Genomic DNA, 15,326 nt, shown 5'->3' on the forward strand with positions numbered 1-15,326 from the left:
GAGTGATCAGGGGGAAATTCAGGGACTTTTTCCCTGAAAATTAGGTAATTGACCCCCTCAAAATCGGTAAAACCCCACACCCCACACCCCACACCCTACACCCTGCCCCTAGGAAAAACTTTTTCAGCAAACCCTAATTAACTCTCCCTTGACCAATTCGTAACGATTACCATCGTCAGGTAACGCCATAAATTCTGCATCAGTCCATACTTTTGTCTCTGGAGTTTCAATCACAGTAGTTTCTCGAACAGACATAATTTATCCTCGGTAAATATTCACAAGTAAAACCCTTAAAGAATTTCCTGTAACATCCGATTGGCCTGGGAAGCGTAACCACCACCAAATAAATTAAAGTGATTGAGAATATGGTAGAGATTGTAAAGAGTTTTGCGCTGTTGATAACCAGCATCGAGGGGGAAAACATCGTTATAACCCCGATAAAAAGCCGCCGGAAAACCGCCAAAAAGTTCCGTCATGGCTAAATCTACCTCCCGGTCTCCCCAATAGGTGGCCGGGTCTAAAATTACTGGTTCCCCATCGACGGTAATTGCCGCATTTCCCGACCATAAATCACCGTGGACAAGGGAGGGATGGGGTTGATGCTGACTCAAAATCTCGCTAATAGCGGGAATAACTTGATCCTCGTCGGGAAAATTGCCGCCGCGCTCCTTCGCAAGTCTTAATTGATAGCCAATACGCTGATGAGCGAAAAAATCCGCCCAATTGTTACTAATAGTATTAATCTGGGGAGTAGAACCAATGGTATTATTACAATGCCAACCAAAGCGATCGGACAGGGAAACTTGATGTAAACGAGCTAAATTTTGCCCCATTTTTTCCCAGCTTTGGCTATTGCCACCGCCGAATTCTAGCCACTCTAGCACTAAATAACTAGATTTCTCGGCAATTCCCCAACAAATTGGCTCCGGAACCCTGATAGTCTTGGTAGCGTGAATTTGCTTTAATCCTAAAGCTTCGGCGGCAAACATGGCCTCTTGGTTCGCTTGGTTAATCTTAACGAAATAAATTAAACCATTGCCACTGACCGCATAACCCTGATTGATGCAGCCACCACTAACGGGATGACTTTTCTCAATTTCAAAAGGTTTTTCCGTGGTTTGGGTAATATGTCGAGCAATTTGAGTCCACATGGTTTATCAGTTATCAGTTATCAGTTATCAGTTATCAGTTATCAGATGTAAGTTTTAAGTTAATTAGTTATTTAGTTATCAGATGTAAGTTAATTAGGTTCTTCGGTTTTTGTTATGCAATGGACGGGGGTTATAAGGGATGGAACCCTTATATAGAAAGGCATTTGGCGATTTTTGTCAATTATTTTTTATCTAGAGCGAACTAATCAATTAAGTCTCTTGCCAGATAAGGATTTAGTCGATTTATGCCCCCCTATCGAACCATACTAAGTAACGAAGAACCGTTAATTAGTTATTTAGTTATTTATTTATCTTCATCTTTATCCCTGATTACTGATTACTGTTCACTGATTACTGAATTGGTCTTACCACAACCACACCGTAAGCGTTAGGATTTAAATACTCTTGACAGGCATTTTGAATATCCTCTAAAGTGAGGGCTTCAATGTGTTGGGGATAACAAAAAGCCGGTTGTAAATCACCGATCTGAGTATGATAATAACCGTAAAGGTTGGCCCGATCGCTCGGTCTTTCACTGCTAAAAATAAACCGATTGGCCACTTGGGTTTTAACTCGTTCCAGTTCAGAAACTGTCACAGCTTCCTGTTGAATTTGTCCAATCTGTGCTAATGTCTCCCGTTCCACTTGCTCGATATTTTCCGAGGCTAATTGGGCCGACACGGAAAACACTCCTTGCACTGCTTGGGACATATTACTGGCAGTTATTTGGGAAACTAAGCCCTTTTCTTGGCGCAGAGATTGAAATAATCGCGATACCTTGCCCTGACCGAGAATAGCCGCTAAAACATCGAGAGGATAGGTTTTTTCTAAGTCTCTCAACCCCGGCACTTTCCAAAATAGGATTAAGCGGGCCTGCTGCAAATTTTCATCCTCGTATTCTTGACGGATAATCTCGTTAAAAGGAGCTTCGGGCTGTAGATTAGCGATAGGATGAGAAATAAGCCCAGAATTGCCCTTACTGCCTAAAGTATCTAAAGAATCGCTCACAATAGCCATTAAATCATCTACAGGCAAATTACCCACCACCGCCACCGTCATCCATTCGGGACGATACCAAGTCCGATGAAAATCGCGCATTTGTTGAGCAGTAAGATTTTCAATCACTGCCATCGGACCCAACACCGGACGACGATAGGGTAAAACTTGAAAACAAGTCTCCATGGTGCGATAAAAAGTGCGACGACGGGGATTATCCTGAGAACGACGAATTTCTTCTAAAATAACCTGTCTTTCCCGCTCAAAAGCTTCATCGGGGATTAAAGCTTCTAAAACCACTTCTAGCTGCAGCGGGGCCAGATGGGCGAAGTCCTGCGGGGCAGTGGTAATGTAATAATGGGTGTATTCTTGGCTAGTAGCGGCATTAGTCACCGCTCCCCTTGATTCGATCGCCCGTTCAAATTCACCACTGTCTAAGTTACGGGTTCCCTTAAAAACCATGTGTTCGAGAAAATGAGCCATCCCATTGATCTGATCCGATTCTAAGGCCGAGCCGACCTGCAGCCAGACATTGAGATTAACCGCTTCTACCGGTTGACTTTCGGCAATAATCGTTAAACCATTGGCAAGACGGTGCAGAATCGGAGTGTTAAGCGTGGCAGGTTTCCCTAGGATAGCCGTCATTCTTTATTAGTCCTCGGTGATCACTCTGGCAAAAATTGTCACTTTTCCCTATTGTAGTCCCAGACTTTCACGGAGCCAACAAGATCAGGTGTTGGCCAGCAATTACAAATTCAGAATGTAGCAAAATTGATCGAGGTAGGGTGTCGCTAGCGCCAGTGAACGCACCGTTAATGGAGGCTGCCGGGATATTCATTCCAAGAAATCGCTTTAGTCAATCAGGGGGTTGACCGTCATTTAAATTTCTAAAATATAAAGTTTTGTGACAACTTGAGACGATCGCAGGAGTTGGTTGTGATTTCTTTTATGAAAGCAGTTGAGAACATCATCTATGCCGTTAACCCAACCCTGTTTCTCCTCTTCTGAAGTTCGTCTGAATTCCATGGTCTCCCATCGCGATCGCGGAACTTCCCTGAAGCAAACCGATGATGATGACCTGCAATACCTCGCCCTGCAAGCGCGTTCCTATACTGGGACAGTGGGTTTGCAGCAGCAAGCCGCGATCGCTCGGTTACTTGATGCTCTGCGATTTTCGGGTCGGCTACGGGGTCGAGGTCATTATTCGGTAGAGGTCTATGAGGATGCGGTTAATCGAACGTTATGTTGGGTTGCTTTCCACCTCGACCAGTTCGATCCTGACCGGGGCAGTTTTCTGGCTTGGGTCAACTATCGGCTGGATATTCTGTTGCGAGAGGCGTATGCGGAAACGCTTGACCCGCTGGTCAGGGCGCAGAAGCAGCAATTGATTCGTCGCAAGTACCAACTGACGGCAATGGTTAGTCTAGTCGCTAAGGTTGGGCTGGGTTTCTGGTTAAGGTTACAGGTTAAAGGGATCGCGATTGATGAACAAAGTTTTGTCTGGTTGGCGGTTCTCTGTCGGTTATCTGGGCTAAGAAAGGCTAATCGGGCTTTGGGCGATCGCGTTTTTCTGGATCTGGCAAGGGCAACGTTATCGGTATCGCCTTTACAGCAGGTGAGCGGTGAGTCTGTTGTCTTTGAGAATTTGGCTCAACCAGTGGAGCAGCTTTGTTTGTCGGAGTTGATCGCTGAGTATATTGAGTCTGATCCGGAGTTGTTGTCTCGCCCTCATGTCCATAATTGCCCGAAGGCGACTTTGAAGGCAATTTTGAGGGCGCGATTGGAGGCGCGATCTTGGCAGGAGATCGCGGATTCTTTTAGTTTGACTGTGGCAGTGGTGAAGAATTTTTTCTCGCGCCAGATGAAGACGGTTGCGCCTTTAATTGGACAGGAAATTCTGTCTTATTTGTAGTTTTTTAAGGAGGTGAATAGCTTTTGAAAAACTCACTGGCTGAGTTTGCAGGGATTCTTGTGGAAAATTCAAGCTTCCAATGGGGGGAAATCAAGATAATGCCGACACGAATTAATCATAGTTCTGTATTTTTGATTGCTCTAGGAAGGGAAGCCCATGAAATCGCGGATTATTTTTGTCAACAACATTCGGATTTTGCTCTAGCAGAACAGGTCTATCTCAATACTTTGGCTGTGTATGCGGTCAACTGTTGCTTACGGTCTCTGGGTATTGCCACAGATTTGGAAGCGAGTGATAGCTGGAATCCTATCATGCAATCCCGTTTAGCTGTAGCGGATTTGGTGGTGAAAGGTAAGGGAAAAGTAGAATGTTGTCCTGTGATGCCGGGTGAGGATTTTATTGAGATTTCTGAGGAGGTTTTATCGGATAGAATTGGTTATCTATTTGTTGAGATTAATGCTGAGATGTCTGAGGGAAAGGTGTTGGGTTTTTTGGAGAAAGTCAATGAAACTAAGTTAAGTTTTTTGACATTGCTTTCTCTGGATGATTTGCCAGCATATCTGGAGAAAATCAGTCCTCTACAATTAAGGTCTCAAATTTAATTAGGGCTGAGTTTTTTGAAGAGTAATCTGTTTCAGTTCGATTGTTAAAGTTTTGAAGTAATCAAATTAAGGAGAAAATTCATCATGAATCGTCTAATTTTTCATGCATCAATTACAACAGTTACTGGTGCTGTGCTATTATCTTTCATCGGAATAAATTCTGCTCAGGCAATCACACTTACTACATTTTCACCCATCGGTTTTAGTGACGCAATCGCTGGAATCACAGGATTTCAGATTGAAGATTTTGAGGACACAACCTTAATTCCCGGATTATCAGTGGAATGGGCATCTCCCAATCTTGGACCGGTTAATATTTTACCTGACGTGGTCAGTATAGGTGATGCTTCTTATTTGGTAAATGATGCTTGGGATGGTATTAGTTTTTTGACAAACAGCAGGCAAGGATTTGTTAGCTTGTCTGCTGTTACATCTCTAAAATTTTCTAACAGTCTTACTTCGGTTGGAATTGGAGTTTCCAACTTAAACTTTAATGCAAATTTATTAGTTAATGGTTCATTTTTTCGTTCTTTCAGTTCTTTTAATCCATCTCCAATTCTAGGTACAGGAATTAAGAGTATTTATCTAAGAATTGATGCTGAAGCTGGAGAAACTATCAACTCTATTGGTATTGCTGCTGGTAGCGGTGCAGACTTTATTGTATTTGATCGCCTGGCAATAAAATCTGCCGCACAGCCTCCACAGACTGTCCCTGAACCCTCTAATATCTTTGGTTTAGGCTTGCTCGGACTAGGTTTAGCCGCAATAAAAGTAAAAGGTATCCTATCAAAAAAAGCAAAGTCACCAACAGATAACCCCCAAGAACCAGACAGCTAACTGGGATCAATTGCAGTAGGATAAATTAATCTATCCTACTGCATAATCGGTCAATTGACGAAGTACAGGAGGATGAAAGCCAATGACAATATCTTTTTTAGGAACACCTAGTCTAACTAAATCTTCAGCAATATCTTGTTCTGTCATATTCCATTGAATCCAAATTTTATCAGACTTGAGGTCAATATGAATAAGACAATAATGTACATACTTTTCGCCTTCCCACCCAAAAGTAACGACCTGATAATGTTCTTTTTGTTCATCAAAAATAGCTTGAATCTCCAAATCATTACAAGTGGGTTTATATTGAGTATATTCCGAAAGAATACTTTTGACTAATTGACGATATTTTGCTAACTTATCCATGTTAAGATTACCTCCTGACTTGGCGAAAAAATGATTAATTTTAAATGGTTTTCTCTAATCATCAATTGGGTAAAATCTAAAGAGAAAAAAGTGTCGTAAGTAAAACTAGGAATCTAAAAACAAGACTCTATCTGGATCTTTTCTCTTTAAAACCGCCCGATAATTAAGAAATTGTCCTAGAGCAGTATGAAATTCTGAGATCGCTGAAGACCCCTCTAAAAAACTTTTAATTTCTACGGCAATCTTTTGATGATCTTTAGTCGCAGCAATCAGCTTTTCTGCGCCTAAATCGACAGCCATATTCACCCCTCCAAAACTTATCGTATAAAGGTCATGAGTAATTAACCAATTATCTTTGATCAAAGCATTTTTGGCTGCTTGATAAACTAAATCTTTAGCCAATTTTACCTTTCTCCTGATTTGATAGGTTATCTTTCCCTGTTTTGAGGTGCGGCTTGAGCAACAAGGACAACTAATTTTCTCTGAACTATAGTACTGAGTCCCATCTAGGGCGACGAGTAAGTTGCCATCCAACGCCTCAAACCCCCTCAAATAGCCTGGCTCCTCCAGCCCTTGATCAATCCATTTGAACAGGGGAAAAAGATGCTTTGCGGCTATTCCATCGAGGATGTTCCGCATCTGCTCTACTGTCGGGATATTGACCAAACCAAACAGACTTTGAGCATTATCTCGTCCACAACGACTATTAAGTTGACGCTGATATTCTAGAAATGATTCATTCTGGCGAAAAAAGGCGGCGAATGCCCCTAATATTGCGTCTTTCAGACTGTAGCGGGTAGCATTGCTGGCACTTCGAGGCTCAGTTATCCCAGCGATAACTAGCTGGAAATAGCTCAGCATCCCCAGAAAACCCAGTTGTTTGACTTCCATTCCCCCGAAACCCACTGTTCAAACCCTTCACTCCATTTTGAAAGGCAAGAGTAAGACGGGTTCTGTATTCTGTGCTACCGTTTGCCTTTGGAATTGCTGGTTGTTGGCAGGAGATGTTGAATAAATTCTGAGATTCTGTTACAAAGGTAACAGAATCTCAGAATGAAACCTTATGGCAGGCATCAAGGCTACTTTTACGTCCACAGATTGTGCCTTTCATATTGAAGGCTACGAAAAGATTGATTTCAGTTTGCTCTATGTAAACGGTGCTTTCAAAATTGGGAATCCCGAAATTGCCGAAAGTTATGCACCATTCAGACGCTGCTTGATGGTGATTGATCAAACTGTTTACGGTTTGTATCGCCAGCAGATCGTTCGGTACTTCGCTCACTATCAAATCGATTTGACTGTTTTTCAAGTCAGTATCAAAGAGCCTGAAAAGACTCTGAGAACTTTCGAGAAGATTGTCGATGCGTTTGCCGACTTTGGACTGGTGCGTAAGGAGCCTGTTTTGGTTGTGGGTGGCGGACTCACGACCGATGTTGCTGGGTTCGCTTGTTCTGCCTATCGTCGCAAAACCAACTACATTCGCGTGCCCACAAGCTTGATTGGCTTGATTGATGCTAGCGTGGCGATTAAGGTTGCTGTCAATCACGGCAAACTAAAGAATCGTCTTGGTGCGTATCATGCCTCTCAAAAGGTGATTCTTGATTTCTCATTTTTGGGAACTTTGCCGATCGATCAAATTCGCAACGGAATGGCAGAGTTAATCAAGATTGCAGTTGTGGGCAATCAAGAAATCTTTGAGCTGCTAGAAGAACATGGTGCGGCATTGCTGCACAGCCGTTTTGGCTATCTGAATGGCACCCCTGAGTTGCAAGCTGTGGGGCACCGTCTGACTTACAAGGCAATTCAAGTCATGTTAGAGCTAGAGGTGCCCAACCTGCATGAGCTAGATTTGGATCGAGTGATTGCTTACGGTCATACCTGGAGTCCGACGCTAGAATTAACGCCAGAACCACCGATGTTGCACGGTCATAGCGTCAACATTGATATGGCATTTACGGCGACAATCGCCCAGTTGCGCGGCTATATTTCGGTTGAAGACCGCAATCGCATTTTAGGCTTAATGAGCCGATTGGGGCTGGCGATCGATAGCCCCTATCTCACCCCAGAACTCCTGTGGAAAGCGACCGAAGCAATTACGCGGACTCGCGATGGGTTGCAGCGAGCAGCGGCTCCCCGCCCGATTGGGCAATGCGTGTTTATGAACGACCTAACGCGATCTGAGTTGGACAATGCCTTAGGGGTTCACCGAGCGATCGCTCAAAACTATCCTCGTCAGGGCAATGGTGAGGATATGTACGTGCGCCTCGAGCCAGCCTTAGAGGGAGCAGGCGTATGAGACCCGTTACGCCCGTTGGAATTATCTCAGCGAAGTTAGCAGCCTTGGTCGGTCGCGCCGAGTCGATCGATGGGCTTGATCCGGTTTTCAAAGCTGAATTGCAGCAAGTCTGTGCCCTAGCTTGCGGACTCGACCCGTATTTGGATGTTTGTACGACACCCGAATCGCCTGCCTTGGCTGCCTTGGTGCAACGGACTCAAGCGGAGGACTGGAGCAAGCGATTTACGGATGGTGAAACAGTGCGCCAGCTAGAGCAGGAAATGCTCTCTGGGCATGTGGAAGGTCAAATGCTCAAATTTCTGGTGCATTTGACGCAAGCGCAACGGGTGCTAGAGATTGGCATGTTTACGGGCTATTCGGCTCTAGCGATGGCAGAGGCATTGCCCAGCGATGGACAGGTCGTGGCTTGTGAAGTTGATGCTTATGTGGCTGAATTTGCGCGGCAGTGTTTTAACGAGTCGACGGCCGGACACAAAATCGTAGTCAAGGTTGCGCCTGCTCTTGAAACCCTGAAGCAGCTTGCAGAGGCAGGAGAGGTGTTCGATCTAGTCTTTATTGATGCCGATAAAGCAGGTTACATCGACTACCTCAATCTGCTCCTGACTACCTCGCTGTTAGCTCCAAACGGGTTAATCTGTGCGGACAATACTTTGATGCAGGGGCAGCCCTATCTCTCGGAAACGCCTACGCCCAATGGCAAGGCGATCGCACAGTTCAACCAAACCCTGAGCCACGATCCACGAGTTGAGCAAGTCCTGCTACCTCTGCGAGACGGCTTGACCTTGATTCGGCGTATGTAGTCCATTAATCCGCCCACTTAAACCTATGATAAAAACCGCTCCCGTTAAGCTTCTCTCTGAGCCAGCGGTCAGTGCGGGCAGCATCGGGGTGAGATCGCGCTTAAAAACCCTTGCCACTCTTACTTTGCTGCTGCTGGCATTGCCGTTCAACCTTACCCTCGTGTCGATTGCTTTGCTGAGATCGCTAGTTCTTCGCCCGGCGCGATCAACCACAGTAAATCCGCAAACGGTTCTCATTAGCGGCGGCAAGATGACTAAAGCCTTGCAGCTTGCGCGATCATTTCACAAAGCAGGGCACCGAGTCATCCTAGTGGAGATGCACAAGTACTGGTTAACCGGACACCGCTTTTCTCGGTGCGTTGATCGGTTCTACACCATACCAAAACCGCAATCGTCCCAGTATGCTCAGGCATTACTGGAGATTGTGCAAAAAGAAAAGGTTACTGTTTACGTTCCCGTTTGTAGCCCCGTTGCCAGTTATTATGATGCGCTCATTGCCGAAATGCTGGCGCCCCATTGCACCGTCATGCATGTGGATGTGGAGAGGCTCAAGCAACTGGATGATAAGTACGCCTTTGCGATCGCCGCTGGAACCCTAGGGTTAAGCGTGCCAAAATCCCATCGCATCACCCATCCTCAGCAGGTGATTGACTTTGATTTTAGTAAGGCAAAGCGTCCCTATATCCTCAAAAGCATTCCTTACGATTCAGTGCGGCGATTGGAGCTGACGCAGTTGCCCCTACGAGATGCTGAGGAAACGGCGACTTTTCTGCGAGCGCTACCCATTTCTGAAGCAAATCCCTGGATTATGCAGGAGTATATTCCAGGGCAAGAATATTGTACCCATAGTACTGTTCGTCAAGGACACGTGCAGCTGCACTGCTGCTGCAAGTCTTCAGCGTTTCAGGTCAACTACGAACACGTTGATCATTCTGAGATTGAACGGTGGATTCTCGCCTTTGTCAAGGGGCTGAACCTTACGGGACAAGTGTCTTTCGACTTCATTCAGGCAGCAGATGATGGACAGGTTTATGCGATCGAATGCAATCCGCGCACACACTCTGCCATCACGATGTTCTACAACCATCCTGATGTAGCACAGGCTTATCTAAATCTACATCCACTCCCCCAGATGGCTCAGCCACTTGCCTCTAGCCGCCCAACCTATTGGACTTATCACGAAGTTTGGAGATTGCTAACCCAGCTACTTTCTCCAAAGATGCTCAGGCAACGATTACAGATTCTCGTCAACGGCAAAGATGCCATCTTTGAGTGGGACGATCCCCTCCCTTTTTTAATGGTGCATCATTGGCAGATTCCGCTATTACTGCTGGGAAGTTTTCGGCGCGGCAGTGAATGGATTCGGATTGACTTCAACATTGGCAAGCTTGTTGAACTGGGAGGAGACTAGAGCATGGAAAAATTGCAGATTTTGCATCTAGTTGGCTCTGCTGTGAGCGATTTTTACTGTGAGTTGTCGCAACTCTATGCCCAAGATTGTCTACAAAATACGGCGAATCCAGACCTCTATGAGTTCCACATTGCCTACGTGTCGCCAGATTTGAGGTGGCGGTTTCCCAAATCTTTAGACAATGCCGAGATCGCCCAGACTCCCTCAGTTTCAGTCCCTGAAGCGGTCGCGGTTTTAATTCAACTTCAGATCGATGTGATGGTGCCCCAAATGTTCTGCCTGCCCGGAATGACTCAGTACCGTGCGCTATTCGATCTGCTCAAAATTCCGTATGTGGGAAATTCGGCTGAGCTAATGGCGTTAGCGGCAGATAAGGCAAAGGCGAAAGCGGTTGTCTCCGCAGCCGGGGTGACCGTGCCCGCTGGCAAGGTTCTGCATCGAGGCGATTGCTTATCTGTATCCCGTCCGTCGATTATTAAGCCGAACCATTCCGATAATTCATTGGGTTTGAGTTTAGTTACCGAGACAACCGATGGAGATGCTGCTTTAGCAACTGCCTTTGAGTATGCAGATGAAGTCTTAGTTGAGGAGTTTATCGAACTGGGTCGAGAAGTTCGCTGTGGTGTGATTGTGCAAGCGGGCGAGTTAGTTTGCTTGCCGCTAGAAGAGTACGCCGTGAATCCCGAAACTCATCCGATTCGGACTTATGCAGATAAACTCAAGCAAAATCAAGATGGTAGTTTGGATTGTGCTGCTAAAGAGAAAACCAAGGCGTGGATTGTTGATCCTAGGGATCCAGTGACTCAGCGAGTTTGGGCGCTCGCAAAACAATGTCACGTTGCTTTGGGCTGTCGGCATTACAGTTTGTTTGATTTTCGGATCGATCCACACGGACAGCCGTGGTTTTTAGAAGCAGGTTTGTATTGTTCGTTTGCTCAGAAAAGCGTCATTCCAATGATGGCTCAGGCTGCTGGAATTTCATTGACAGACCTGTTTCAAAATATGGTGCAGATGGCAGTGGCGGGAGAGGCTGCCTCTTTGGGCGATCGCCCAAAGAGCGCGCAGATTGACACAAAAGCCGAAACTTATTCTTAGCAGGACATTCGGGTTGCCGAAATAGCCATGAAATTTTCAAAGCATTGCCAAGCAAGCGTTTCAAACTTCTTTTAGCTGAACTTCCCCCATACGGATCTACTGGGAATTGCTGGGTTTTGGCAGGCTTTTTGGCTGTGATCGGTAAAAAGTAACCTGAAAACTCAAATCTGATAACTGATCACTGATCACTGAATCTCCCCTCTTGCCTCTGAGAAAAAAAAATGCTATGATGAAAACAAATCGGGCTTCTACGTTGGTGACTGCCTTTCAAGTTTTTTGATCTATGCTTGATTGTGATAAGGGAGCAAATAACCAATTCGTGTGGTAGTAAACCGAGCTTGTACTCGGAAACAGAAACGCGTAATATAAGTTCCCACCTGGTTAACCCAGGTCATAAACTTAGGTAAAACGGCGTAGCGGTCTTTTCAAGTTTTTCGAGCATGTATAGGTCAAATTCTGGGCATAAGCACTGTAAGCTGTACTGAATTTCAACTCCGTATTGGAAATTTTAGTACAAATGCTCAAACTGCCTCTCCCTGCTCCCCTGCAATCTTAACGAGTAATTTAGATAGTCAAGAGCTTAAGTAGGGAGGCAAATTATTTGTAGGATGGGTTAGCGGTAGCGTAACATGAGCAGGCGTTGGGTTTCATGCTTCAACCCAACCTACGTTCTGTTGACTCTTGCAAGAGTGCAAGAGTGCCTCATCTCAACAAGCAATTTAAATGCGCGGGCAGCTTATCTATATTTTTTTCTAGGTTAAAGACTGCTGTTTTCGGTAACGCTCGTCACCGCTAAATTGTGACAATCCGGACTACACTAGGGAAAAATTTATGAATTATTGTTAAGCAATGACTGAAAAACAGCCAAGAGTTGTTATCATCGGCGGCGGATTTGCGGGTTTATACACGGCCAAAGCCCTAAAAAACGCCCCCGTTCATGTTACCCTCATCGATAAGCGAAATTTCCATCTTTTTCAGCCCCTCCTCTATCAAGTCGCTACTGGGGCGCTGTCTCCGGCCGATATCTCCTCACCTTTGCGCTTAATCCTACGGGGTCATGACAATACAGATATTCTCCTCGATCATGCCATAGATATAGATCCAGTTAAGGGAGAAGTGATCTTGAAAGATCACCCGCCGATCGCCTACGATCAGTTAGTCATTGCCACGGGAGTCAGTCATCACTATTTTGGCAATGATCAATGGCAGCCCTACGCTCCCGGGTTAAAAACCATTGAAGACGCAGTAGAAATGCGTCGTCGCATCTATCTCGCTTTCGAGAAGGCCGAGAAAGAAATCGATGCCGAAAAGCGGCAAGCTTTATTAACTTTTGTTATTGTCGGAGGCGGACCGACGGGGGTAGAATTAGCAGGAGCGATCGCTGAAATTGCCCACGGTGCGCTTAGGTCTGATTTCCACCAGATTAACCCCACAGAAGCGAAAATTTTGCTCTTAGAAGGGATGGATCGAGTATTACCCCCATATTCACCCGATTTATCCGCTAAAGCTGCCGCTTCTCTCACAAAATTAGGGGTGACAGTGCAAACTAACAGCATCGTTACCAATATTGTTGAAGGTTGTGTCAGCGTCCGTCAGGGAGAAAAAACCACAGAAATCGCTGCCGAGACAATTTTATGGGCAGCGGGGGTAAAAGCATCGAGAATGGGGCGAATTTTGGCCGAAAGAACTGGGGTAAATCTCGATCGCGTCGGTCGGGTAATCGTCGAACCGGATTTAAGTATCGCTGGTTATGCCAATATTTTTGTGATCGGGGATCTGGCTAATTTTGCCCATCAGGGAGATAAACCTTTACCCGGAATTGCCCCCGTGGCCATGCAGGAGGGCGAATATCTGGCCAATTTATTAATTTCTCGCCTAAAAGGGCAAACTATTCAACCTTTTCATTATATCGATCGAGGTAGTCTGGCAGTGATCGGCCAAAATGCGGCCGTGGTTGATTTGGGATTTGTCAAGTTTTCTGGGTTCATCGCTTGGTTAGTCTGGGTTTGGGCCCATATTTACTATCTGATCGAATTTGATAATAAATTAGTGGTGATGGTGCAATGGGGTTGGAATTATTTTACCCGCGGTCGTGGCGCTCGTTTGATTACGGGAGAGGGGCAGAATTTAGCCTCGGGACAATTGCCGCAAAATAACAGCCAAAATAATAATAATCTCGCCGTTTCTAACCAGACGGAAACTCTCTCTCCACCGATTGTGAAAGTGTGAAAAAAATAGCCGTGATTATCTAGTTATCAGTTAGCCGGTAAGAACAATCGATCATGAAAATAGAACATCCTAACAGTCTGGAAATTACCCCAGAGGAAAGCCAAGAATTAGAATATTTACGAGTTACAATTGAACGAGCGATCAAAGATGGTGTGATCACAAGAATAGAATTTGAATCGATTAAAATGATCATGTTTTCTAACAAGAAAAACAATCCCGACCAAATCCTTCGTCAGGTGACACTCTATCGCAAGTTAGTCGTTGAAAAACTGAATAATAGCGAACTAATTTTTGAATCTCCTCAATAGGGCGAAATGCTGTTGTAAGCTGCCCGCGCATTTAAATTGCTTGTTGAGATAGGGTGCATCTCACATTTGCAGGAATACCGACAATCAGCAATTGTCCGTGACTCTTAGATGATGACAAATGTATCAGCAGCTGCGTGTAAGCATCCCACCGAAAAGCTAATGCGCGGGTAGGGTTGATTCATTTAAATTAAGTACAGCTGATTTTGAGTCAATAAATTTGACTGAAGATTCTCAAGTTTATCTTTTTCTAACCAAAAGAGTTAGTCACAATAATTAATTTTTAATTCTCTGCCAATATTTGTTATGAAGAGATTGATAAAGCTTGTTTCCAAGCCACTAAAAGCCTATCTCTCTTGAAATTGTCTGAGAGTACATCCTGTTAATTTCGCTAATTTTTCTGCTTCTTACGTCGATAAAACTATCAGTTTTTCCCAACGTTCAGCTAACCACCTCTGTCCCTCAGTTATTGAGAGAAAACCCAAGGGAAAAGATTCAATCCTATAGTTGTGAGAATTGACCAATTGCTGGCCGCTTGAAAATCACTGATCTCGCTTTTATCTTCCTCAAAAATTACATCTTTTACCCAATGTAACTGATTTTCTATTTTCCAATGTCATCGAATAATTTTAGCAAATACTTGGGCGGATTCGGTTAGGCTACTGATATAGTAAGCTGTTTCTTCATACGTTTTATCCCCGCGACTACCCCTTCTTTCTACTTTAAAATTATGCGCGGATTTTCAAACCCTTGTCTTTCATTTTTCCTCACTTTAAAAACTTCTATTTTTCTTGATAAGTGGGTGGGTGGAATTAAATATAAGATGAACGTAGGTTGGGTTGAAGCATGAAACCCAACGGCCGCTCATGTTACGCTACCGCTAACCCATCCTACAAATAATTGTGCCTCCCTACTTATTTTTCGTCCATGACTATTATCTTGTTCAAGAAAGCAACTTTCTGCCTTTGAGGAATTACTCAGGTCTTGTATTCACTGATCAAGATTTTTCTGATTTCCTTTAACGGTGATAACATAATCATTTTTACTCTTGGCTATTAAGCTGATTGTTTTTTTCTGGCAGTGTAAAGCATCGCCAGTAAAAACTTTATTTTGGAGAGAGCAATCTTCAATTATAGCTTGACCTTCGTCGATTTCAGACCCTTTTTTGTTTTCGATTCTTTTTATGTGTAATACTAAGCCACTTTCTTGACTAAACAATGAGACAAACATGATAAAATTTTGTTGTTCATTATTAGGATTCTTTAGGGTGTTTTTGAGACTTTTTCCATCCATCCCTAGCCAATTTATGTCATCTCTTTGTCCATA

The 15,326-nt window shown here is 44.5% G+C and carries 14 protein-coding genes, 1 other RNA gene and 2 pseudogenes; 10 read left to right on the plus strand and 7 right to left on the minus strand.

All coding sequences use genetic code 11. The features are described from left to right. Window positions 1-123 precede the first annotated feature (123 nt). The 3 genes from O9332_RS08955 to O9332_RS08965 form a co-directional block, all read right to left on the minus strand. A complete protein-coding gene (locus O9332_RS08955; protein ID WP_288024994.1) occupies window positions 124-255 on the minus strand; it encodes a hypothetical protein in 132 nt (43 codons plus the stop codon). Window positions 256-290: 35 nt separating this feature from the next. Beyond that, the gene (locus tag O9332_RS08960) at window positions 291-1,151 is read right to left on the minus strand and encodes a fructosamine kinase family protein (RefSeq protein ID WP_002764057.1); all 861 of its coding nucleotides are present in this window, start codon (window positions 1,149-1,151) and stop codon (window positions 291-293) included. Window positions 1,152-1,502: 351 nt separating this feature from the next. Further along, window positions 1,503-2,792 (minus strand): M16 family metallopeptidase, encoded by a 1,290-nt coding sequence (locus tag O9332_RS08965; RefSeq protein WP_004266799.1) that lies wholly within the window; start codon window positions 2,790-2,792, stop codon window positions 1,503-1,505. 328 nt (window positions 2,793-3,120) lie between these two features. On the opposite strand from O9332_RS08965, the gene O9332_RS08970 reads away from it, so the two are divergent. The 3 genes from O9332_RS08970 (at window position 3,121) to O9332_RS08980 (ending at window position 5,498) form a co-directional block, all read left to right on the plus strand. Next, on the plus strand, window positions 3,121-4,059 hold the full coding sequence (locus O9332_RS08970) for a hypothetical protein (protein WP_288024998.1): 939 nt from the start codon (window positions 3,121-3,123) through the stop codon (window positions 4,057-4,059). Window positions 4,060-4,082: 23 nt separating this feature from the next. Next, window positions 4,083-4,661, plus strand: a complete 579-nt coding sequence (locus O9332_RS08975; RefSeq protein WP_288025001.1) for a DUF1822 family protein — start codon at window positions 4,083-4,085, stop codon at window positions 4,659-4,661. An 84-nt stretch (window positions 4,662-4,745) separates the two neighbouring features. Further along, window positions 4,746-5,498, plus strand: coding sequence for a PEP-CTERM sorting domain-containing protein (locus O9332_RS08980; protein WP_288025004.1), 753 nt, complete (start codon window positions 4,746-4,748; stop codon window positions 5,496-5,498). 30 nt (window positions 5,499-5,528) lie between these two features. Here O9332_RS08980 and O9332_RS08985 read toward each other — a convergent pair whose 3' ends face one another. Both O9332_RS08985 and O9332_RS28370 read right to left on the minus strand, forming a co-directional pair. Further along, window positions 5,529-5,864, minus strand: coding sequence for a XisI protein (locus tag O9332_RS08985; protein ID WP_072926914.1), 336 nt, complete (start codon window positions 5,862-5,864; stop codon window positions 5,529-5,531). Between the two features lie 105 nt (window positions 5,865-5,969). Continuing rightward, a complete protein-coding gene (locus O9332_RS28370) occupies window positions 5,970-6,755 on the minus strand; it encodes an element excision factor XisH family protein (RefSeq protein ID WP_004266795.1) in 786 nt (261 codons plus the stop codon). A 172-nt stretch (window positions 6,756-6,927) separates the two neighbouring features. Here O9332_RS28370 and O9332_RS08995 point away from each other — a divergent pair, with 172 nt between their 5' ends. The 7 genes from O9332_RS08995 to O9332_RS09025 all read left to right on the plus strand — a co-directional run bounded on the left by O9332_RS08995 (window position 6,928) and on the right by O9332_RS09025 (window position 14,003). Continuing rightward, window positions 6,928-8,160, plus strand: coding sequence for a sedoheptulose 7-phosphate cyclase (locus O9332_RS08995; protein WP_004266794.1), 1,233 nt, complete (start codon window positions 6,928-6,930; stop codon window positions 8,158-8,160). Continuing rightward, entirely contained in the window at window positions 8,157-8,960 is an 804-nt protein-coding gene (locus O9332_RS09000) for an O-methyltransferase (protein ID WP_002794105.1), read from the plus strand. Before O9332_RS08995 ends, O9332_RS09000 begins: the two co-directional genes overlap by 4 nt. A 25-nt stretch (window positions 8,961-8,985) precedes the next feature. Then, complete coding sequence (locus tag O9332_RS09005) at window positions 8,986-10,371, plus strand: ATP-grasp domain-containing protein (protein WP_004266792.1); 1,386 nt, start codon at window positions 8,986-8,988, stop codon at window positions 10,369-10,371. A gap of 3 nt (window positions 10,372-10,374) precedes the next feature. Next, the gene (locus O9332_RS09010; RefSeq protein WP_004266791.1) at window positions 10,375-11,466 is read left to right on the plus strand and encodes a D-alanine--D-alanine ligase family protein; all 1,092 of its coding nucleotides are present in this window, start codon (window positions 10,375-10,377) and stop codon (window positions 11,464-11,466) included. Window positions 11,467-11,705: 239 nt separating this feature from the next. After that, window positions 11,706-11,893: non-coding RNA, 6S RNA (gene ssrS / locus O9332_RS09015), on the plus strand. A 422-nt stretch (window positions 11,894-12,315) separates the two neighbouring features. Further along, entirely contained in the window at window positions 12,316-13,695 is a 1,380-nt protein-coding gene (locus tag O9332_RS09020) for an NAD(P)/FAD-dependent oxidoreductase (RefSeq protein ID WP_288025012.1), read from the plus strand. 53 nt (window positions 13,696-13,748) lie between these two features. Further along, window positions 13,749-14,003, plus strand: coding sequence for a hypothetical protein (locus tag O9332_RS09025; protein ID WP_288025015.1), 255 nt, complete (start codon window positions 13,749-13,751; stop codon window positions 14,001-14,003). 404 nt (window positions 14,004-14,407) lie between these two features. On the opposite strand, the pseudogene O9332_RS09030 reads toward O9332_RS09025, so the two are convergent. Then, window positions 14,408-14,795: pseudogene (locus tag O9332_RS09030) on the minus strand (ISAs1 family transposase); the annotation flags it as partial. 120 nt (window positions 14,796-14,915) lie between these two features. After that, window positions 14,916-15,326: pseudogene (locus tag O9332_RS09035) on the minus strand (ISAs1 family transposase); the annotation flags it as partial.

It is taken from the genome of Microcystis sp. LE19-10.1B (assembly GCF_027530565.1).
In the GTDB taxonomy this organism is placed as follows: Bacteria; Cyanobacteriota; Cyanobacteriia; order Cyanobacteriales; family Microcystaceae; genus Microcystis; species Microcystis aeruginosa.